Genomic DNA, 20,572 nt, shown 5'->3' on the forward strand with positions numbered 1-20,572 from the left:
CGACAGGGGCTGCCCCCGGATGGAGGCCAGGGCGCTGGCCTGCCTGTCCGTCACCGACTCCGGCGCGGCCGGCGGCTACCGGCAACGCGGGGACCGGCCCGCCTCGGGGGCGGAGGTGTCTCACGGGGCGCCACCTGGCGGGCGGTCACCGCCGACCCGAGCTGCGGTTCGGTCTGGTCGGTCGAGACGAGCGCCTCTCGCCGGTCTCGACCGCACCTTGCCGGCCAGGAGAGCGGGGGAGCGGTAAGGGCACGGTCGGCTTCCTCTGGCCCCTGAAACCAATGTCCTAGGACGCTTTAGAGGGTGTGTGCGTCAGTATTCCCGGCCAGCCCGCGCAGGGAGGCGGGGGAGACGGTGACCGTGAGCAGCCGAGGGCCCCGTGCCCGGGCCGCGCCGCTGCCCGACCGGGGTCTGGTCGAAGTCGGGCACCGCCACTCGTTGATGGCCGCCGACCGGAGGTGCCCTAGCATTGCCGGCGTGGCGACGCGGCTCGTTCAGATCAACATGAAAGCTCGGGACGACTCCGCGCTGGGCGGTTTCTGGGCGGAGGTGCTCGGCTGGGGGGTCTCCAGCGAGGGACCCGGCGTGACCAACCTCGAACCCGAGGGCTTCGTCTACCCCGACCCCGTCGCGGTCTGCCTCGACCTCGTCGTCTCCCCGGAACCCAAGACGGTGAAGAACCGCGTGCACGTCGACCTCGCCACGACCTCGGCGGCCCATCAGGCGGAGGTGGTCGCGCGTCTCAAGGATCTCGGCGCGACACCCGCCGACGTGGGCCAGGGCGACGTGCCGTGGACGGTCATGGCCGACCCGGAGGGCAACGAGTTCTGCGTGCTGGACCCCCGACCGCTCTACCGGGACACCGGACCGATCGCCGCGGTGGTGGTCGACTGCGCGGATCCGCGAGCCATGGCCCGCTTCTGGGGCGAGGCCATGGACTGGGACCTGCACGAGGTGACCGACCACAAGGCGGTACTACGCTCCGCCAGGGGCGTCGGCCCATATCTGCGGTTCATTCGCACACCCGAGGTCAAGACCGTGTGGAATCGCGTCCATCTCGACGTCCGCCCGTACCCGGGTGACGACCTGGCGACCGAGGCGGCCAGACTGCGGACCCTCGGCGCCACCGCCGTCGACCTGGACGACGACGTCCCGTGGACCGTCCTCGCCGACCCGGAAGGCAACGAGTTCTGCCTGCTCACCCCAGCCTGACCCGAACCTCGTCTGCCGCTCACCGCGGCTACCAGCCCGGACCTTGCGACGCGCCCTGATACTCCAGCGCCACCTGCTCTTGACGCGGCAGTCCCAAGACTCATGCGGCGCCACCTGGCGGTGAACAGGCGCGGATTGGACGTCGGCTGTGGTTTCTCGCTGGGGTCCGTGGCAGTCAGAGCGGCGATCTCGTGCACGGGAGGATCACCGGCCAGGATCAGACGGAACTCGACGGCCATGTCTGCCCCTCCTCAATCCTGCCGGATGATCTGTCGGATCGTACCGTCGGGTCTCACCACAACCAGTTCCTTCAGCCCGTCGATGGGCCAGTCGTCGAACTGGCGCCGTAGAGCCGTCATGTCACCTTTCCAGTCTTTGAGGTTCACGATCACGCGCTGGGTCTGCTCGTCATCGACCTTCTCCCGGACCTGGCTCCAGATGTTGCGCACCGACGTGCGAGCCGCCGGCGAGTAGCAGTCGAAGACGTAACCTTCGAGGGCCCCGATCAGTTTCCCGACGATCCCAACTGCCGAGCCTGTTGGTCGCCGCTTCGACAGCCCGCTGGGCGGTGCCGCTGCGCTGTACGAGGAGCACCAACACTTGCTTGATGCTGTCGAGGGACTACAGGAGCGGGCCCGGTTGCCCACCGTGCAGGGCCGCGCTGACGAGTTGTCGTGCGTTGTCGATCTGCGTGATTGTCGCGGTGGTGATCTCGCGGGCGCTGGCGATGCCCTGCTGGACCGGCGTCAGCCCGGCGATGGTCTTCTGCGGGGTCGCCTGCCGCGGCACGCTCGCGGCGGCCTTGACGGCCTCACCGACTCGTACGCCCTCATCGACCTGTGCGGACGGCCGAGGAACACTTGCACAACGTCGACGTGCCGGTGATCGCCGGCGCCTGCCGGGGCCTGCTCCGTCAGGCCGGCGCATCGCTCGGGCAACGGCGCTCCGGTCACGACCGCATCCCGGCCCGGCTGCGCGCCGTCGGGGTGACCGCCCGGGAGCACGAGGTGCTCGTGCTGCTCGCGAAGGGCCACGACAACCAGGACCTGGCCTCGCTGTTGCACCTCTCGCCCCGTACGGTCGAGAAGCACGTCGCCAGTCTGCTGCTCAAAGACCGGGCACGCGAACCGCAGGGCGCTGCGCGACAGCGTGGACGAGCTGCTGCGGTCCGACAGCCGATCCGGAAGCCGTCGGTGAGCGACCTCGAACCCACGGTCGGGCGGCCGGGGGCCGCGTCGGAGGTGTGCGGGTTCAACCCGGGAAAAACTTGATCCGTTCCAAAATACTGGACTATGTTCATCACGTGACGCCCGACTTCGAGACCCAGCTGCGGGCGGTCTCGTTGCGCGTGACGCGGCCCCGGTTGGCGGTGCTCAGAGCGCTGCGCGACCATCCGCACGTCGACACCGACACCGTGATCGCCCTGGTGCGGGCGGAGCAGCCCACGGTCTCCCACCAGGCGGTGTACGACGTGCTGCGGGCGCTCACCGACGCCGGTCTGGTGCGGCGCATCCAGCCCGCCGGGGCGACCGCCCGCTACGAGTCCCGGGTGGGCGACAACCACCACCATGTCGTGTGCCGCTCCTGCGGCGCGATCGCCGACGTCGAGTGCGCCGTCGGCCATGCCCCCTGTCTCACCGCCTCCGACGACCGCGGCTTCGCGGTCGACGAGGCGGAGGTCGTCTACTGGGGCACCTGCCCCGACTGCGCGACCGAACGCACCGTTCAGTGATCCGCCAGTTCGGAAGGAAGCACATGAGCGACACCCAGGACAACGGCCCCGTCAGCGCGCAGGGCGTGGACAAGAAGGAGGCGGCCGGTTGCCCGGTCGCGCACGACTCCGTGACCGCGCACGGCAGCGAGAGTGAGAACCCGGCGATCGACTCGCCGACGCCGAAGACCGGAGGCCGTCCGCGTACCAACCGGGACTGGTGGCCCAACCAGCTCGACCTGTCGGTGCTGCACGCCCACTCGTCCAAGGGCAACCCGCTGGGGGCGGACTTCAGCTACGCCAGGGAGCTCGCCAAGCTCGACGTCGAGGCCCTCAAGCGGGACATCGTCGAGGTCCTCACCACCTCGCAGGACTGGTGGCCGGCCGACTTCGGCCACTACGGCGGCCTCATGATCCGGATGAGCTGGCACGCCGCGGGCACCTACCGCATCGAGGACGGCCGCGGCGGCGCCGGCGACGGCGGGCAGCGGTTCGCCCCGCTCAACAGCTGGCCCGACAACGCCAACCTCGACAAGGCCCGCCGGCTGCTGTGGCCGGTCAAGCAGAAGTACGGCCAGAAGATCTCGTGGGCCGACCTGCTCGTGCTCGCCGGCAACGTCGCCCTGGAGTCGATGGGCTTCAAGACCTTCGGCTTCGCCTTCGGCCGGGAGGACGTCTGGGAGCCCGAGGAGATCTTCTGGGGTCCGGAGGACACCTGGCTCGGCGACGAGCGCTACGCCTCCGAGAAGGAGATGGCGACCGGCGTCGGGGCGACCGAGATGGGTCTCATCTACGTCAACCCGGAGGGCCCCCGCGGCAACGCGGACCCGGCCGCGGCGGCGCACTTCATCCGCGAGACCTTCGCCCGGATGGCGATGAACGACGAGGAGACCGTCGCCCTCATCGCCGGCGGCCACACCTTCGGCAAGACCCACGGCGCCGGCGTCGCCGACGACCACGTGGGCCCCGAGCCCGAGGCCGCCCCGCTGGAGGCGCAGGGCCTCGGCTGGCTGAGCACCTACGGCAGCGGCAAGGGCGGGGACACGATCACCAGCGGTCTCGAGGTGACGTGGACCGACGTGCCGACGCAGTGGAGCAACCGCTTCTTCGAGATCCTCTTCGGCTACGAGTGGGAGCTCACCACGAGCCCCGGCGGCGCGAAGCAGTGGGTCGCCAAGGACGCCGAGGCGATCATCCCGGACGCCCACGACCCTTCGAAGAAGCACAAGCCGACGATGCTCACCACCGACCTGTCGCTGCGCGTCGACCCGGCGTACGAGAAGATCTCGCGCCGCTTCCTGGAGCACCCCGACGAGTTCGCGCTGGCGTTCGCCAAGGCCTGGTACAAGCTGCTGCACCGCGACATGGGCCCGGTCAGCCGCTTCCTCGGGCCGTGGGTCCCCGAGCCCCAGCTGTGGCAGGACCCGGTGCCGGCCGTCGACCACGAGCTCGTGGGTGACGCCGACGTCGCCGCCCTCAAGGCGAAGGTCCTCCAGGCCGGCCTCACGACCGCCCAGCTGGTCTCCACCGCCTGGGCCTCGGCCGCCAGCTACCGGTCCACCGACAAGCGCGGCGGCGCCAACGGCGCGCGGATCCGTCTCGAGCCGCAGCGCAACTGGGAGGTCAACGAGCCCGAGCAGCTCGCGACGGTCCTGGAGGCCCTGGAGGGCATCCGGCGGGAGTTCAACTCCGCCGGCGGGGCGAAGATCTCGCTCGCGGATTTGATCGTGCTGGCCGGCTCGGCCGCCGTCGAGAAGGCGGCGCGCGACGCCGGCGTCGAGGTGACCGTGCCGTTCCACCCCGGCCGCACCGACGCCACCCAGGAGCAGACCGACGTCGAGTCCTTCCGGGTCCTCGAGCCGCGCGCCGACGGGTTCCGCAACTACCTACGTCCCGGCGAGAAGACCCAGCCGGAGGTGCTGCTCCTCGACCGCGCCTACATGCTCAACCTGACCGCGCCCGAGATGACCGTCCTCGTCGGCGGCCTGCGCTCCCTCGAGGCGAACGTCGGCGGTGCGCGGCACGGCGTCCTCACCGACCGGCCCGGCGTGCTCACCAACGACTTCTTCACCAACCTGCTCTCCCCGGGCACCCGGTGGAAGGCGTCGGAGTCCGACGAGCACGTGTACGAGATCCGGGACCTGGCCACCGACGAGGTGAAGTGGACCGCCACCGCGGTCGACCTCATCTTCGGCTCCAACTCCCAGCTGCGGGCCCTCGCCGAGGTCTACGCCAGTCAGGACGCGCGCGAGAAGTTCGTCGCCGACTTCGTCTCGGCCTGGACCAAGGTCATGGAACTCGACCGGTTCGACCTCGCCTGACGCGACTCCGGACGAGCCCCGGTCGATCGCTGGTCGGTCGACCGGGGGCTCGTCCGCCCGTGCGGCGGATTCGCTCACCGGTCCGGTGGCTCCTAGCATCACGGGGTGCGTGTGAAGTCGCTTGCTGCCCTGCTCGTCCTGACTGTCGCCGGGGCGGGCCTGCCCGCCTGCGGAGACTCCGCCCCCGACGGCGACCCACCGCCGGCCCCGGTCGCCGCGTCGACGTCGGCCGGCGGGGTCGGGACGCCCGGCCGCGGGGCCCCGGCGGCCCGTTCCGGCCTCGGCGGGCCCGGGGCGAGTGCCAGCCCGAAGCCCTCGACGAAGGCCGGGGTGCCGAAGGCCGGCAACCCGAACGGCGGCGCGGACGTGCCGGCCGAGGCGCGCGCCGTCGACACGTTGAAGCCGACCCGGACGATCGGCAGCGGTACCGCTGCCAGCTGCACCTCGGCCGCGGTGGTCAAGGCGGTCGCGGCCGGCGGCGTCATCACGTTCGACTGCGGGTCGGAACCGGTGACGATCAAGATGACGGCGACGGCCAAGGTCCGCAACGCCAACGGGCCCAGGGTCGTGCTGGACGGCGGCGGCAAGGTCACCCTCAGCGGTGCGGGACGGCGGCGGATCCTCTACATGAACACCTGCGACGGCGCGCAGGGCTGGACCACCTCGCACTGCCAGAACCAGGACCACCCGCAGCTCACCGTGCAGAACCTGACCTTCGCCGACGGCAACTCCACCGGCGAGCGGGCCGAGGGTGGCGGCGGCGGGGCCATCTTCGTCCGGGGCGGCCGGTTCAAGGTGGTCAACTCGCGCTTCGTCCGCAACCGCTGCGACCGGACCGGCCCCGACCTGGGCGGCGCGGCCATCCGGGTACTCAGCCAGTACGAGAACAAGCCGGTGTACGTCGTGGGCAGCACGTTCGACGGCGGCGTCTGCGCCAACGGCGGCGCGTTGAGCAGCATCGGCGTCAGCTGGGTGGTGCTCAACAGCGTGCTGCGCGACAACCGGGCGGTCGGCACCGGGGCCAACCCGGCCAGGGCCGGCACGCCGGGCGGCGGCAGCGGCGGGGCGATCTACTGCGACGGCAACCAGTTCACCGTCCGGATCGCCGGCACGATCGTCGAGGGCAACAGGGCGAACGAGGGCGGCGGGGCCGTCTTCTTCGTCAGCAACGACCGCACCGGCACCATGCGGATCGAGGACTCCACCCTGCGCCGCAACCCGAGCGACGGCTTCGAGACGCGCGGCTACCCCGGCATCTTCTTCCTCGGCGCCCGCAACCCCACGGTGACCGGCTCGAAACCGAGCTGATCCCACCGCCGCGGGCGATGAGGACGGGCCTGCCGGAGCCCCGGTCCTAGGATCGGGTCATGCGAAGGACCGACCGCGCCAGCCGGGTGATCGCGGCACCACCGGCGACCGTCTACGGCGCCCTGCTCGACCGGGAGTCGCTCGAGGCATGGCTGCCGCCGGACGGCATGCGCGGGCGGGTCGAGCGGTGGGATCCGCGCCCCGGTGGCGGGTTCCGGATGGTCCTGACCTACCTCGACGCCGCCGACAGCCCCGGCAAGACGTCGGATGCGACGGATGTCGTCGACGTCGGGTTCGCCGCCCTGGTGCCACCCGAGCGCGTGGTGCAGCGGGCGGTGTTCGAGGCCGACGACCCCTCGTACGCCGGCACCATGACGATGACCTGGCACCTCGCCGCCACCGGCGCGGGAACCGAGGTGACCGTCACCGCCACGGACGTGCCACCCGGCATCGGCCAGGCGGACCACGAGGCCGGCATCGCCTCCTCGCTGGCCAACCTGGCGGCGTACGTCGAAGCGGCCGGCTGACGCGGATCGGCCCCGGCCCGGCCGCCGGCGAGATCCTGACCCGGCCGGTCATCGACCTGAGCCGAGGCGCCCGACGGTGGGTGACCGGACCCGGGAGCCTCCCGATGCCGCCGGACGGGAACAGCAGCCGTGGTCTACGGGGCGGGGGCCGGCTCGATGGTGAGCAGCGCGGCGAGCCGGCGCAGGATGGCCGGGCGGGCGCGGTAGTAGACCCAGGTCCCGCGCCGTTCGGCGTCCACCAGGCCCGCCTCGCGCAGCGTCTTCAGGTGGTGCGAGATCGTCGGCCCGGTGAGGTCGAAGGCGGGGGTGAGGTCGCAGACGCACGCCTCGCCGCCCTCCGCCGAGGCGATCATCGACATCAGCTGCAACCGCACCGGATCCCCGAGCGCCTTGAACGCGGGAGCGAGCGCCGCGGCCGTCTCGGCCGGCACGCGGCGCTGCGCGAGGGAAGGGCAGCAGGCCACGTCGGCGGTGAGATCCAGGAGGGCGAGCGGCGCCGCTTGCTTCGACATTCCTCTAGGTTGACATCCTTCTAATCAACGTGCAACCGTCTGCTTAGACGAACGTCTAGGTAGGGTTCGTGAGAGGGGGACGTCATGGTGGGCGAGGATCGATGGCCGACGGCGGGTCGGGCGAGGGTCGGTGGGCCCGGTGACGACCCGGCCGTCGCCGCTTGCGGTCCGCGCGGAGCCTGCTGATGGCCGACACCACCGTCCGCCCGATGCGTCCGTACGACGCCGAGCGGGTGCTGGCGATCTACCAGGCCGGCCTGGACGACGGTGAGGCCAGCTTCGAGACGAGCGCGCCGACCTGGGCCGCCTTCGACGCGGCCAGGCTGCCCGAGCACCGCTTCGTGGCCGTCGACGACGGCGGCACCGTGGTCGGCTGGGTCGCCGTCTCGCCGACCTCGACCCGCGCCGTCTACGCCGGCGTGGTGGAGCACTCCGTCTACGTCGACCCCGGCGCGCGGGGGCGTGGCGTGGCCCGGCTCCTGCTGGACACGCTCGTCGCGTCCACGGAGGCGGCCGGCATCTGGACCATCCAGTCCGGTGTCTTCCCGGAGAACACCGCCAGCCTCGGCCTGCACCGGCGGGCCGGCTTCCGCGTCGTCGGCGTCCGCGAGCGGGTGGGTCGCCACCGGGGCCGGTGGCGCGACGTCGTCCTGCTCGAGCGGCGCAGTCCCGTCATCACCTGACCGGTCCCGCCCCGGTGACGGGGCCGCCCTCAGCCCTTTTGATTCGACAAGTGTCTACACAGTGGGAGTTGCCTGATGAAGAACCTGAGCGACCTGCCCGTCGTGGTGATCGGCGCCGGACCGGTGGGCCTGGCCGCCGCCGCGCACCTGCACGAGCGCGGCATCGCCTTCACCGTCCTGGAGGCCGGCGACACCCCGGGCTCGGCGGTACGGCAGTGGGGCCACGTGCGCGTGTTCTCCCCGTGGCGGTACAACGTCGACCCCGCCGCCCGCCGACTCCTGGACGACGCCGGCTGGGTCGCCCCCGACCCGGAGGCCCTGCCCACCGGCGCCGAACTGGTCAGCGACTACCTCCAGCCCCTGGCGGACCTGCCGGGCCTCAAGCCGCACCTGCGCCACGGCGCCCGGGTCAAGGCAATCAGCCGCCGCGGCCTGGACCGGCTGCGCACCGCCGGCCGCGAGCGGACGCCATTCCTGATCCGCCTCGCCGACGGCGAGGAGCTCCTCGCGCGTGCGGTCATCGACGCCTCCGGCACCTGGTCCACCCCGAACGTCCTCGGCGCCTGCGGCCTGCCCGCCCGTGGTGAGGCCGACGTCGCCGCCTTCCTGGAGCACGCGTTGCCGGACGTCCTCGGCGCGGACCGGACCCGGTTCGCCGGCCGGCACACCCTCGTCGTGGGCGCCGGTCACTCCGCCGCGAACACGCTGCTGTCCCTGGCGGAGCTGGCGGGCGCCGAGCCCGGCACCACGGTCACCTGGGCGATCCGCTCGGCCAGCCCCACCCGCAACTACGGCGGCGGGGCCGCCGACGCCCTCCCGGCGCGCGGCGCCCTCGGCTCCCGGCTGCGCGGGCACGTCGACGCCGGCCGGATCCGGCTGCTCACCGGCTTCTCCGTGCACGCGCTCGCCCCGACCGGGGGTCGCGTCGCGGTGGTCGTCCGGCACGCCGACGGCGGCGAGGAGTCGATCACGGTCGACCGGATCGTCGCGGCGACCGGCTTCCGGCCCGACCACTCGATCGCCGCCGAGCTGCGACTGGACCTGGACCCGGTGATGGGCGCCACCCGGGCCCTGGCCCCGCTGATCGACCCGAACGAGCACTCCTGCGGCACCGTGCCCCCGCACGGGGTCGACGAGCTGTCCCACCCGGAGACCGGCTACTACGCCGTCGGCATGAAGAGCTACGGTCGGGCGCCGACGTTCCTCATGGCCACCGGCTACGAGCAGGTCCGCTCCGTCGTCGCCGCCCTCGCCGGGGACTGGGAGGCCGCCCGCGACGTCCAGCTCGAGCTGCCCGAGACCGGGGTGTGCAACGGCAACCCCACCGAGCCCGTCGACGGCGACGGCTGCTGCGGTCCCGCTCCCGCCGGCGCCGAGCCGGCCGGTCGTGGTCTCGCCACCGGCCTCTCCGGGGGCCTGCTGTCCACGCCGCTGCACCTGACGACTCTCGATGCCTCGCCCGCCGGCGGTCAGACCGGTGGCTGCTGCGCCGGCTGACGCCCGACACCACTCCCGCGCGGTCGGGTTGGTGACCGCGCGCTTGCCGTACGTGACCGGATGACCGAGGGTCGAACCCTGCTCACATCCGCCGCACGTGCGTCCGAGGAGTCCCATGCAGCCGTTCGACCTGACCAGTGGCGACCAGATCCTCCACCAGCCCGCGCTGGCGAACAACGTCAGCGGGATGAACCTGTCCGTACGGACCGATCTCGGCACCCGCGTGGAGGCGTGGCGGGCGGGGCCCACCGTCACCGGTGACCAGAGGTTCTTCTGCCACGGCTACTCGCTGGGCACCTTCGGCGCGCACAGGTACACCGTGTGGGGCGGCTTCCTGCCGCAGGTGCTGGCCGACGAGTACCAGGCCCTCGGGCGGATCGACAACGCGCGCCACGTCGCGGCCAAGGACGTGCTGGTCTGGTGGCTGGGAGGCACGGACGCGTACCACTCGGCGGTGGTGGAGCAGCCGGCGTTCCTGCCCACCGGCGCCCTGGACCAGGCGCACACGACGGTCAGCTCGAAGACCGGCACCGGTCCGCTGTGGATCGGTGTGCTGGCCCAGGACGTGAGGCAGCAGTACCGCGCCGCGGCGTACATCGAGGTGTATCGCCGCAACCAGTGAGGCGCGGCGCGGGGGCGGTCGAACCTCCGGCCGTCCCGCGCCGCTTCCCCGCACCCTCGCCCAGATAGAGATACGCCGATTGACAAAGTTTGGAATCCAAACTTAATCTGCGGTTCGCGATCGGGTGCGGCCGCGTTCGTGGTGGCGCCTGCCGCGAGCCCGTCCCAGCGGTACCCCCAGGCGAGGAGCGTCATGGCCGAGATCCGAGGCACGACGAGAAGAACCCGATGGCGGCTGAGCCTGTTCACCAGCGCCCTCACCCTGCTGTTGGTGAGTCTCGGTCTGACGTTCGCGGTGAGCGCGCACGCGGCGGCCGGCTGCCGGGTGGCGTACTCGGCCAACCAGTGGCCCGGTGGCTTCACCGCGAACGTGGCCGTGACCAACCTCGGTGACCCGGTCGACGGTTGGCGGCTGACCTGGACGTTCCCCTCCGGGCAGCGGGTGACCTCGGCGTGGAACGCCAACGTCACCTCCCTCGGCGCCGACGCCACCGCGACCGACGTCGGCTACAACGCCGCGATCGGCACCAACGCCACGGTGTCCTTCGGCTTCAACGGCTCGTGGTCGGGTGCCAACACCGCCCCCACGTCGTTCGCCCTCAACGGCGTCACCTGCACCGGCGGCGTCGGCCCCACCACCGCGCCGCCGACCACCGCCCCGCCGACCACTCCACCACCCACCACCCCGCCGCCGGTCGGCGACCCGCTGGCCTACGTGGCCGCGATGCAGCCGGGCTGGAACCTCGGCAACACGTTCGACGCGGTCGGCAGCGACGAGACGGCCTGGGGCAACCCGCGGGTCACCCAGGCGCAGTTGGACGCCATCCGGGCGCAGGGCTTCAACAGCATCCGGATCCCGGTCACCTGGAGCAACCACCACGGCCCGGCGCCGGCGTACGCCATCGACCCGGCGTGGCTGAACCGGATCAAGGAGGTCGTCGGCTGGGCCCTGGACGACGGCTTCTACGTGATGATCAACATTCACCACGACTCGTGGCAGTGGATCAACGAGATGCCGGCCAACCGCACCACCGTCCTCAACCGCTACAACGCACTCTGGACCCAGATCGCGACCGCGTTCCGGGACGCCTCGCCGAAGCTGCACTTCGAGAGCGTCAACGAGCCGCAGTTCGCCAACAGCTCCGGGGACGCCCAGAACGCCCAGCTGCTGCACGAGCTGAACACGTCGTTCCACCGGATCGTGCGGGCCTCCGGCGGCAACAACGCCACCCGGATGCTCGTGCTGCCGACCCTGCACACCTCGTCGGAGCAGCCCCGCATCGACGAGCTGACGAGCACCTTCACCCAGCTGGGCGACCGCAACCTCATCGCCACCGTGCACTTCTACGGCTACTGGCCGTTCAGCGTGAACGTCGCCGGGGGCACCCGGTTCGACGCCACCACCCAGAAGGACCTGACCGACGCCTTCGACCGGGTGCACAGCGCCTTCGTCGCCAAGGGCATCCCGGTGGTCATCGGCGAGTACGGTCTGCTCGGCTTCGACCGGCACACCGGCACGATCCAGCAGGGCGAGAAGCTGAAGTTCTTCGAGTTCCTCGGCTGGTACGCGAAGACCAGGCAGATCACCACCCAGCTCTGGGACAACGGGCAGCACTTCGACCGGCTCGGCTTCCGGTGGAAGGACCCGGAGCTGTTCGCGCAGATCAGGTCGAGCTGGACCGGCCGGTCCGGAACCGCCTCGTCCGACCAGGTGTACGTGCCGCGTACCGGCTCGATCACGGCCAGGTCGCTGACCCTGAACCCGAACGGCACCACCTTCCAGGGGCTGTACCAGGGCGGCACCGCCCTCGTTCGGGGCACCGACTACACCGTGTCGGGCAACCAGCTCACGCTCACCGCGACCGCGCTGACCCGGCTGGTCGGCAACCGGGCGTACGGCGTGAACGCCACCCTGCACGCGCGGTTCTCCGCCGGGGTGCCGTGGCGGGTCAACGTGATCACCTACGACCCGCCGGTGCTGTCGAGCGCGACCGGGAACACCACCTCGTTCGCCGTGCCGACCCAGTTCCGTGGTGACCAGCTCGCCACCATGGAGGCGAGGTACGCCGACGGCAGCAACGCCGGCCCGCACGACTGGACGCCGTTCAAGGAGTTCGACGTGGCCTTCGCCCCCGACTACACCGGCAACCGCATCACGTTGACGGAGGCGTTCCTCGCGGAGGTCGACGACGGCGCCCGGGTGACGCTCACCTTCCACTTCTGGAGCGGCACGACCGTCACCTACCACGTCACGAAGTCGGGCAGCGGCGTCACGGGCGTCACCGCCGGCGCCGCCCGGGTGGGCTGACCCGGCGGCGGTGTCCACCGCGCGCGACGGGCCGTGACCGCCAGCCGGTCACGGCCCGTCGCGCGTACCCGACGGGATCATCCGCCGCGGTCCGCGCCGCCCGCCGTCGCGTCGGTGGCGTGGGCGCGGCCGGGGTCGCTGAAGGTGCTGACGCCGGGGACCAGCAGCGTGACGGCGCTGGCCGCGGCGGTCAGGACGGCCGCCGCGACGAGGGTGGGCTGGATCCCGAACGCCGCGACCGCCGGCCCGGTGAGGGCGTAACCGACCGGCAGCAGGGCGAAGGCGCTGAGCTGGTCCAGGGCGAGGGTCTTGCCGAGCACCTCGGCGGGGATCTCGCGTTGCAGGGCGGAGAGCCAGGAAATGAAGTAGATCTCCACGACGAACCCGCCGAGGGCGAAGCAGAGCGCCGTGACCGGCAGCGGCAGCGCGAAGGCGAGGCTGGCGGGCAGGGCGGCGTAGGTGGTGAGGGCGAGCATGCTGACCGTGCCGGGCCGCCGGGGCCGCCACCGGCCGGCCAGCGCGATGGCCGGGAGGGCACCGGCGGCGGCAGCCGCGAGGACGAGCCCGTAGGCGAGTTCGCCGCCGAGGCGGTCCGCGGCGATCAGCGGCAGCAGCGTCAGGCTGGGCGCGGTGCCGGCGAAGAGTTGGACCGCGACGGCAGCCATGACGGCGGCGACCCAGGGGCGACGCCGGACGGTGGCGATGCCGGCCGCGGCGTCGGCCAGGATGCTGGTCCGGGCCCGGTTGTCGGCGGCGACGTCGCGCACGCCCAGCACCGCGAGGGCGCCGGTCGCGAACAGCAGGGCCGCCAGGCCCAGCGCGGCGTGGATGCCGATGGCGGTGACGATCGCGGCGCCGGCGAGCGCCCCGAGGAGGGTCGCGGAGCGCTGCACGGCGGAGACCATGGCGTTGCCGCGCTCCAGCAGGCCGGCGGGGAGCAGCGCCGGGATCAACGACCGCATGGCCGGCCGGGACAGGGACTCGGCCACACCGGAGAGCGCGGTGACGATGCCGAGCGCGGCCAGGGGCAGGTCGTCGAGGGCGAGCAGCGTGCCGAGGACGATGGCGGTGCGCATCAGGTCGGCGGTGAACAGGATCCGGGGCCGGGAGACTCGGTCGGCGAGGATGCCGCCGGCGAGCAGGCAGACCACCAGGGCGATCGCCCGCCCGGCGAGGATGACGGCGATGGTGCCGGCACCGGCCCCGAGTTGTACGGCGTACAGCGCGAACGCGACCGGCAGGATCTGGTCGGCGACGGCCCCGGCAGACTGGCTGGCCCACACCCGCAGGAACCGCGGATGCTGACTCAGCTTCTGCGCGGCGGCGGTGGCGGGGCTGGCGGGTGCGCTCATGGCGTGCGGAGCGTCCGGCGGTGGCCGGTGGCCGGCGCGCCGACGAGGGTCGCCGGGTTGGTGGCGCGGCCGGGCGGGACCCCGCGGCTGGCGGTGCCGGACGCCGCGGTGGGGACGCCGGTGCGGCCGGTCGGGCTCATCCGAGCTGTTCCCGGCCGGTGGCCGGGTCGGCCGGTGACCGGTGGGCGCTGGCGGCCAGGCGCGCCGGCGGTGGATACCCCGGCCCGGTGCGGCGGGTGCCGTCATCGGGCGCGGGATTGCCGGCGGAGAGCAGGTAGGTGGCGAACTCGTGGTCGGGATCCACGCCGAGCATCGCCTCCACGCCGCTGTCGTGGAACGCCACGGTCTGGAACGGCGCCAGGCCGAGCGCGGTGCAGGTCAGCGCGAAGGTCTGACCGTAGTGGCCGGCGTCGAACATCCACAGCCGGTAGGCCCGGGGGTGCCGGTACTTCCAGGACAGGCGGGCGGCGACGGTGGTGGTGAGGCAGGTGAAGGCCCCCTGGTAGGAGGGTTCCTGCTCGTAGGCCAGGGCGGCGATGCGCTCGCGGTCGACGGTGGCGTCGAGGAGTTCCAGGCGGTGCACCTCGGGCGCGTAGTGGTAGAGGCCGGCCGGGACGCCGGTGACGTCGTAGACGGCCACGTAGCACTCGACCTCGTGCCGGCCACCGGCGGAGGCGCTGATGCGTCCCTGCTGCGGGCCGAACGCGCCGCCGTCGAGGAACCGCTGGGGCGCGAAGGTGCAGGACAGCACGGTGGCGAGCGCGTCGATGCCGACCGGGGTGCCGGCGAACGCGCGGTGGGTGCGCCGGGCGGCGAAGACCTCCTCGACGGGCGTACGCAGCGGCAGGGTGCGGCGGGGAAGGTGCACGGCCGGGGCGTCCGGATACCGCTTGAACGGCGCCGGAGGCGCACCGTCGGCCGCGATCTGCGCGGCGGTGGCGTCGCGTTGCGGCGAGTCCACGAGGTAGTTGGCATCGCGCGCCTCGGTGTGCATGCGGGACGCGATGGGCCCCCAGTGCTGCCAGACGGGCGGGGTGCAGGCGTCGTCGGTGTCGGCGACGAGGATGCCGGCGTCGCGGAGCTTGTGGACCGCCCGGGTGGCGGCGTCGGCGGCCTCGCCTGGGAACTGGGCGGCGATCTCGTCGATGCCGGTGAAGTCGTCCAGCCGCTGCAACAGGTTCAGCAGGTCGGGAGTGACCCGCAGCCACCGGCGTTGACCGGGCAGGGCGACCATCAGCGCGTCGCTGTCCCAGCGGCACACGAGCTGGTCGCGGCGACGTACCCGCATTCCGATGCCCTTTCGACGACGAAGCACGACAGACGGAATGGTGCCGGACCCGCATGCGGGTCCGGCACCGGGCGCGTCAGACGGCCCCGTGGTTCAGCACAACTTCGTTCGTCTCGACGATCACGATGTCGAAGGCCATGGTGTGTACCTCCTCTCGGGCGCGATGGACTCGGTGCACCCCTGGACGGGACCGTCTCCGCTACTTCCGAGACGGGCGTTCGGGGGAACCTCAGTGCCGCGGAAACGCAGTCAGGATGCGGATCGGCCGGGCGGAGGAGGCAGGAAAGTCGACTGCGGCAGCTTTCGGAGGCCCCGAAAGAGAAATTCGGAAACATTCTCCGAGCGGCGCACCGGCACGACAACCCCCCTTCTCCGTTCCCGCTTGCGGCAATAGAGAAGGTAGCGAATGCGTCGACCTCCTGCCAAGGGGTCGGCGGTCGCTCTGCCACCGTCTTACAGCGAGAATCAATGGAGATGCGAGGCGACCTCCAGGGTCGGCAGCGACCGATCGGCGGGGCGGAATTCTCCCTCGATGGGTCGCGGGTGGGTCATTCGTGTGCCGATCGGTGTACAGTTCGGCGGGCCTTTGGTCATTCCCGTTCCTGCGTGCGGCGGCGACTCCGTAACGGGGGCAACGCATTCGGATTCGTCAAAGCCTTGAACGGTCGAACGGTCGAACGGTCGAACGGTCGAACGGCCGCCGGTGCGCCCTGCCGGCACCGGTCACGCCGCAGCGCTCACGGTCGGCTGCGCGGGTTCGCCGACCGGCGTCCTCGTGCCGGCGCGTGGGAGCAGGAACGGGGTGGCCAGGAGCAGCACGCCGGCGACGCCGATCGCGGCGCGTACCCCGGCGAGCGCGGCGAGAGCGCCCCACAGCGCGGTCAGCCGACCACAACCACCCGAACGACCGTCCCAACCGCCGCCGTCCGATGCTGATCCTCCCCGTCACAACCGATCGTTGACGGCAGGGATTCGACCAGGGCGGGTGAGCTGGCGTCCAACAAGGGACGTACCGGCGAGCCACAACCGGCGTTTGTGCGGTCGTACGATCCGGGCGTGGACATCGAGGCCGTGCGCACCTTCGTCGCCGTCGCCGACGCCGGACAGTTCCAGGAAGCCGCCGTCGACCTGCGGATCACGCAGCAGGCCGTCTCCAAGCGCGTCGCCAATCTCGAACGCGACCTCGGCGTCACCCTCTTCGCCCGTACCGCCCGCGGCGCCCGGCTCACCCTCGACGGGCAGGCGTTCCTTCCGCACTCCCGCGAACTGCTCCGGGCGGCCGAACGGGCTGCCGCCTCGGTCCGGCCGGGCGAACGCGCGCTGCGCGTGGACGTCCTGAACCGCCGCATCGCCCCGGCCGTGGCACTGCAGGGCTTCTACCGGGCGCACCCGGCGATCGAGTTGGACGTCGTCACGCTGTCGGACGCCAACGCCGCGACGGCCATCGAGGCGGTCCGCGCCGGGGAGATCGACGCGACCTTCCGGGCCGTGCCCGTACCGGTGCGCGAGCTACCCGACGGAATCCTGGTCGAACGGGCCCTGGACGACCCGCTGCAAATGCTCGTCGGGCCGTCCCATCCGCTCGCCGCCGCCCGGTCGCTGACCCCGGCCGGCCTGGCCGGGCACCGCATCTGGATCCCGGGCATCCGGCGGGGCACCGAGTGGGCCGCCTACTACGACGAGCTCACCGAAGCCTTCGACCTGAGGATCGACGCGATCGGCCCGAACTTCGGCACGGAGGCGCTGCTCGACGCGATCGCCGACTCCGCCGACCTGGGGACCCTCGTGGGCGCCGGCGACCGGTACGTCTGGCCCGCCACCCACGACCTGCGCCGCATCCCGCTGCACGGCCCGACGCCGGTCTACCCGCACTCGTTCGTACGCCGCGCGGGCAACCGGCACCCCAGCCTCACCGCCCTTCGCCGGCACCTGATGTCGGCGCGGAGGGCATCCGTGGCCGGGGCATGGGCGCCGGGCTGGGCCCGCCTGCCCGCCTGACCCCGGCTGACCTGGACGGGTGCCGGGGCAGCCGGGGCGCGGTCGGGCGAGAAGAGGGCTCAGACGGCCCCGACGGTCACCGGCTCGCCGGGGGCCGGCTCGCCGGCGGGTGCCGGAGCGGGGACCGACGCGGCGACGGCGACGGGAGCCACCGTCTCCTCGGGCAGGTACTTGCCGAGCTTGCGGATCCGCCTGGCGTTGTTGACCAGGACGTCGATCGGCGGCAGGTCGGTGTCGAGCCGCACGGTCGTCGGGTTGGCGGCGGCGTGGTGGATGTTGCTCAGCAGCGTGTGGAACGACCGCGGGAACAGCGAGCGTACGAACTTGGACTGCTGCCGGCCGCGCTTGATGCTGGTGATCGGCTTCGACCAGTCGATCTGACCCGGCCGGAACCGGTGCTGCCGCATCAGTTCGCGCCGGAACTCCTGCCACGACACCAGCTTCAGGTCGAACCGCTCGGCGATCTCGCGGGTGGTCGCCGGGGTCACCGGGTAGCTGATCGGCCGCGGCGCGTCCGACAACGCGTTGTCCACGACCGACCGGGCCAGCACGTCGCCGGCGACGATCGGGCTGGTGACCTCCGAGTCCCAGATCAGGCCCAGCTGGAGCATGTGCGAGATCATGTTCCAGAACGAGTACTCCATACCGGGGTCCTTGAACCCGGTGGGCGCGCCGCCCAACGCGAACGGCGCCTGGTAGATGTGGATGGGCACGCCGTCGCGGTTCGCCCGCAGGCTGAGGTGCTTGACGACCCACTTCATCCTGCTGTAGCCGGTGTAGAAGAAGCTGTTGCGGTAGAAGTCGCGCCGTTGCTGGTAGACCTCGCTGCCGACCGAGCCGATGACGTGCAGCGTCTTGAACCGCTTCTGCAGGCAGAACTCGGCGAGCCGGAGCGTCGGCAGGACCTTCTCCTGGCGGTACCGGGAGTAGGGGTAGTCGTGGGTCGTCGCCCCCGCGGCGTCGATGACCACGTCGACCTCGGCGAGCAGCTCGTCGTGGGCGGCGGGGTCGAGCCCCATCGCCGGCTCCAGGTAGCTGCCCTCCAGGACCGACAGCTTCCCGGTGTCGGGCAGCTCCATCTTGTACTTGCGGAGCTGCCGCGCGATGCGGTCCTCGCCGGACTTGTCGCCCTTGCGGCGCACCAGGGCGTAGACCGTCGCCACCCGGGCGTCGCCGAGGAGCTCACGCAGCATGTGCATGCCGACGTATCCGTTCGCGCCCAGCAGGAGCACGTTCTTCGGCTCGTCGGCACCGCGTCGGGGGAGCCGGCTCGCCACCGCTCGCGGGTCCTCGGAGTAGCCGAGCGAGAGCCGGTTGGGGCTGCCTGTCGACAGCGCGATCCGGTCGCTGTTGTGTCGCAGGAAAATGTGCATGGATCCGCCTTTGCACGAAGGGTGGGTGTTGGTGGCCGGATGGGGACCGCGCCGGCGCTCAGGCCACGCGCCGGTCGAGGTGCTGCCAGAACCTCTCGCGCAGCTCCCGCCGGAGGAGCTTTCCGCTGGGGTTGCGGGGCAGCTGGTCGACGAACTCGAAGCTCGCCGGGATCTTGAAGTCGGCGATCCGTCCCCGCAGGAACGGGGTGAGATCGCGGGCGGTCGCGGGCTGGTCGGGGTGGGTCACCACGAAGCAGTGCACGACCTCGCCCCAGTGCTCGTGCGGCACGGCGACGGCGGCGGCCTCGACCACGCCCGGGTACGCGCAGACCGCGTTCTCGATCTCCGCCGGGTAGACGTTCTCGCCGGCCACGATGATCGTGTCCTTGATCCGGTCGCGGACGAACAGGAAGCCCTCGTCGTCCAGGTAGCCGGCGTCGCCGGTGTGCAGCCAGCCGTCGACCAGGGTCGCGGCCGTGGCCTCGGGCAGGCCCCGGTACTCGATCATCCGGGCCGGGGTCGACAGGCAGATCTCGCCGACCTCGTTCGGCGGCAGCACCCGGCCCGTACCGTCGATGATCTTCACGCCGAAGCCCGGGTACGGCCGACCGGCCGCCTGCATGCGTGGCCCGCCGACGACGTGCTCCGACGGCGGCAGGCAGACGGCGGTGTTGCCGCTCTCGGACAGGCCGTAGATCTGCGCGAACTCGCAGTCGAACATCTCGATGCTGCGGCCGAGCAACGCCTCGGAGATCGGCGACCCGCCGTAGACGATCTTGCGCAGCGAGACGAAGTCCTCCCGCTTCGGCCGGGGCGGCGCCAGCATCATCTGCAGCTGGGCCGGCACGACGCACGCCGTGGTGACGCCGTGCCGCCGGATGAGGCGGACCGCCTCGTGCCCGGCGAACACCCGGACCGACACGTTGGTGATGCCGGCACTGAATCCCTGGATCGACCACCAGAGCCCGCCGATGTGGAACCCCGGGATGCCGATCAGGCTCACGTCGTCCGGCCGCCAGTCGATCCAGTCCAGGCCCTCGGAGGCGAGCGCGTCCCGCACCGCGAAGAAGCTGCGGTGGGCCAGCACGACACCCTTGGGGTTGCCCGTCGTGCCGCTGGTGTACACCTGGGCCAGGGGCTGCTCCTCGGGCCAGGACGGGTCCAGGTCGCCGTCGTCGTCGGCCTGCCAGTCGGTGAAGCCGGCCAGCGGCACGACCTCGCGCAGCTCGGGCAGGTCCGGCCGCAGCGTGTCGACGGTGTCGAGGAGGTCCTCGTCGCAGAAGAGGACCGTGCTGCCGGAGTCGCGCATGATGTGGCGGATCTCGCCGGCGCGCAGCCGCCAGTTGATGGGGACCAGCACGGTGCCGGTCTTGGCGCAGGCGAACAGGACGTCGTAGTAGTGCTCGGACTCCTTGCCCAGGTAGGCGACGCGGTGCCCGGCCGTGACCCCGGCGCGCCGCAGGGCGTGCGCCGTCCGGTTGCTCGACCGGTGCAGCTGCGCGTAGCTGACCGAACGGTCCTCGCAGTGCACGGCCGGGTGGTCGGGCCGCTGCCCGGCGTGGAAGGCGACGACGTCGTGCGCCGTGCGCAACTGCGGGTGGTACGCCGTCATCGGCCCGTCCCGTCCGGGACCGCCAGCGTCTCCTCGAGGTATTGCACGATCGCCGGGCCGGACGCGAGGGCCGGCAGCAGGTTCGGGTCGATCTCGATGCCGAACGCGTTCTCGAGCGCCATCATGAGCTGGATCTGGCGCAGCGAGGTCCAGCCCGGGACGGTGTCCGGATCAAGCTGCTCGGGCAGCTCGTCCGGGGCGACACCGAACACCGAGGCGACCACCTCGCGGACGCGGGTCTCCAACATT

Annotated in this window: 19 protein-coding genes; 11 read left to right on the forward strand and 8 right to left on the reverse strand. The window is 71.9% G+C overall.

Translation table 11 applies throughout. The features are described from left to right. Nucleotides 1-477: 477 nt before the first annotated feature. Entirely contained in the window at nt 478-1,212 is a 735-nt protein-coding gene (locus tag ACFHW0_RS20770) for a VOC family protein (protein WP_416610000.1), read from the forward strand. Nucleotides 1,213-1,463: 251 nt separating this feature from the next. On the opposite strand, the gene ACFHW0_RS20775 is transcribed toward ACFHW0_RS20770, so the two are convergent. Together ACFHW0_RS20775 and ACFHW0_RS20780 are read right to left on the reverse strand one after the other, a co-directional pair. After that, nucleotides 1,464-1,859 (reverse strand): hypothetical protein, encoded by a 396-nt coding sequence (locus ACFHW0_RS20775; RefSeq protein ID WP_416610002.1) that lies wholly within the window; start codon nt 1,857-1,859, stop codon nt 1,464-1,466. After that, complete coding sequence (locus ACFHW0_RS20780) at nt 1,834-2,001, reverse strand: DUF6244 family protein (RefSeq protein WP_416610004.1); 168 nt, start codon at nt 1,999-2,001, stop codon at nt 1,834-1,836. Before ACFHW0_RS20780 ends, ACFHW0_RS20775 begins: the two co-directional genes overlap by 26 nt. 71 nt (nt 2,002-2,072) lie before the next feature. Here ACFHW0_RS20780 and ACFHW0_RS20785 point away from each other — a divergent pair, with 71 nt between their 5' ends. The 5 genes from ACFHW0_RS20785 to ACFHW0_RS20805 all read left to right on the forward strand — a co-directional run bounded on the left by ACFHW0_RS20785 (nt 2,073) and on the right by ACFHW0_RS20805 (nt 7,079). Beyond that, on the forward strand, nt 2,073-2,483 hold the full coding sequence (locus ACFHW0_RS20785; RefSeq protein ID WP_416610006.1) for a helix-turn-helix domain-containing protein: 411 nt from the start codon (nt 2,073-2,075) through the stop codon (nt 2,481-2,483). A gap of 32 nt (nt 2,484-2,515) precedes the next feature. Next, nucleotides 2,516-2,944, forward strand: coding sequence for a Fur family transcriptional regulator (locus tag ACFHW0_RS20790; protein WP_121401296.1), 429 nt, complete (start codon nt 2,516-2,518; stop codon nt 2,942-2,944). Between the two features lie 23 nt (nt 2,945-2,967). Then, on the forward strand, nt 2,968-5,244 hold the full coding sequence (gene katG, locus ACFHW0_RS20795) for a catalase/peroxidase HPI (RefSeq protein ID WP_416610008.1): 2,277 nt from the start codon (nt 2,968-2,970) through the stop codon (nt 5,242-5,244). Between the two features lie 105 nt (nt 5,245-5,349). Further along, nucleotides 5,350-6,552 (forward strand): hypothetical protein, encoded by a 1,203-nt coding sequence (locus ACFHW0_RS20800; protein ID WP_416610010.1) that lies wholly within the window; start codon nt 5,350-5,352, stop codon nt 6,550-6,552. 59 nt (nt 6,553-6,611) lie between these two features. Beyond that, nucleotides 6,612-7,079 carry an SRPBCC family protein gene (locus tag ACFHW0_RS20805; protein ID WP_416610011.1) on the forward strand — a complete coding sequence of 156 codons (468 nt, stop codon included), beginning with the start codon at nt 6,612-6,614 and terminating at the stop codon, nt 7,077-7,079. Between the two features lie 134 nt (nt 7,080-7,213). Here the strand turns inward: ACFHW0_RS20805 and ACFHW0_RS20810 are convergent, their stop codons facing one another. Beyond that, nucleotides 7,214-7,591, reverse strand: coding sequence for an ArsR/SmtB family transcription factor (locus tag ACFHW0_RS20810; protein WP_416610013.1), 378 nt, complete (start codon nt 7,589-7,591; stop codon nt 7,214-7,216). A 185-nt stretch (nt 7,592-7,776) separates the two neighbouring features. Between ACFHW0_RS20810 and ACFHW0_RS20815 the strand changes: the two genes are divergently transcribed. The 4 genes from ACFHW0_RS20815 (at nt 7,777) to ACFHW0_RS20830 (ending at nt 12,700) form a co-directional block, all read left to right on the forward strand. Continuing rightward, nucleotides 7,777-8,274, forward strand: coding sequence for a GNAT family N-acetyltransferase (locus tag ACFHW0_RS20815; RefSeq protein ID WP_416610015.1), 498 nt, complete (start codon nt 7,777-7,779; stop codon nt 8,272-8,274). Between the two features lie 75 nt (nt 8,275-8,349). Beyond that, nucleotides 8,350-9,771 carry an FAD-dependent oxidoreductase gene (locus ACFHW0_RS20820; RefSeq protein WP_416610017.1) on the forward strand — a complete coding sequence of 474 codons (1,422 nt, stop codon included), beginning with the start codon at nt 8,350-8,352 and terminating at the stop codon, nt 9,769-9,771. Nucleotides 9,772-9,886: 115 nt separating this feature from the next. After that, complete coding sequence (locus ACFHW0_RS20825) at nt 9,887-10,393, forward strand: hypothetical protein (protein ID WP_416610019.1); 507 nt, start codon at nt 9,887-9,889, stop codon at nt 10,391-10,393. 192 nt (nt 10,394-10,585) lie between these two features. Further along, nucleotides 10,586-12,700: a cellulase family glycosylhydrolase gene (locus tag ACFHW0_RS20830; protein WP_416610020.1), complete on the forward strand. Its 2,115-nt coding sequence runs from the start codon at nt 10,586-10,588 to the stop codon at nt 12,698-12,700. Between the two features lie 77 nt (nt 12,701-12,777). Here the strand turns inward: ACFHW0_RS20830 and ACFHW0_RS20835 are convergent, their stop codons facing one another. Together ACFHW0_RS20835 and ACFHW0_RS20840 are read right to left on the reverse strand one after the other, a co-directional pair. Continuing rightward, nucleotides 12,778-14,052, reverse strand: a complete 1,275-nt coding sequence (locus ACFHW0_RS20835; RefSeq protein ID WP_416610022.1) for an MFS transporter — start codon at nt 14,050-14,052, stop codon at nt 12,778-12,780. A 136-nt stretch (nt 14,053-14,188) separates the two neighbouring features. Beyond that, nucleotides 14,189-15,340 carry a SagB/ThcOx family dehydrogenase gene (locus ACFHW0_RS20840; RefSeq protein ID WP_416610024.1) on the reverse strand — a complete coding sequence of 384 codons (1,152 nt, stop codon included), beginning with the start codon at nt 15,338-15,340 and terminating at the stop codon, nt 14,189-14,191. A 1,056-nt stretch (nt 15,341-16,396) separates the two neighbouring features. Here ACFHW0_RS20840 and ACFHW0_RS20845 point away from each other — a divergent pair. Then, nucleotides 16,397-17,338 (forward strand): LysR family transcriptional regulator, encoded by a 942-nt coding sequence (locus ACFHW0_RS20845; protein ID WP_416610026.1) that lies wholly within the window; start codon nt 16,397-16,399, stop codon nt 17,336-17,338. A gap of 59 nt (nt 17,339-17,397) precedes the next feature. Here ACFHW0_RS20845 and ACFHW0_RS20850 read toward each other — a convergent pair whose 3' ends face one another. From ACFHW0_RS20850 to ACFHW0_RS20860, 3 genes are read right to left on the reverse strand one after another with little or no spacing between them, the layout of a single operon-like run. Next, nucleotides 17,398-18,711, reverse strand: coding sequence for an SDR family oxidoreductase (locus ACFHW0_RS20850; protein WP_416610028.1), 1,314 nt, complete (start codon nt 18,709-18,711; stop codon nt 17,398-17,400). A 58-nt stretch (nt 18,712-18,769) separates the two neighbouring features. Beyond that, entirely contained in the window at nt 18,770-20,323 is a 1,554-nt protein-coding gene (locus ACFHW0_RS20855) for a long-chain-fatty-acid--CoA ligase (protein WP_416610030.1), read from the reverse strand. Next, nucleotides 20,320-20,571, reverse strand: coding sequence for an acyl carrier protein (locus ACFHW0_RS20860; protein WP_416610032.1), 252 nt, complete (start codon nt 20,569-20,571; stop codon nt 20,320-20,322). The genes ACFHW0_RS20855 and ACFHW0_RS20860 overlap by 4 nt, the downstream gene beginning before the upstream one ends. Nucleotide 20,572: the final 1 nt, after the last annotated feature.

This window comes from Micromonospora sp. LOL_025 (genome assembly GCF_048060285.1).
Taxonomy (GTDB): domain Bacteria; phylum Actinomycetota; class Actinomycetes; order Mycobacteriales; family Micromonosporaceae; genus Micromonospora.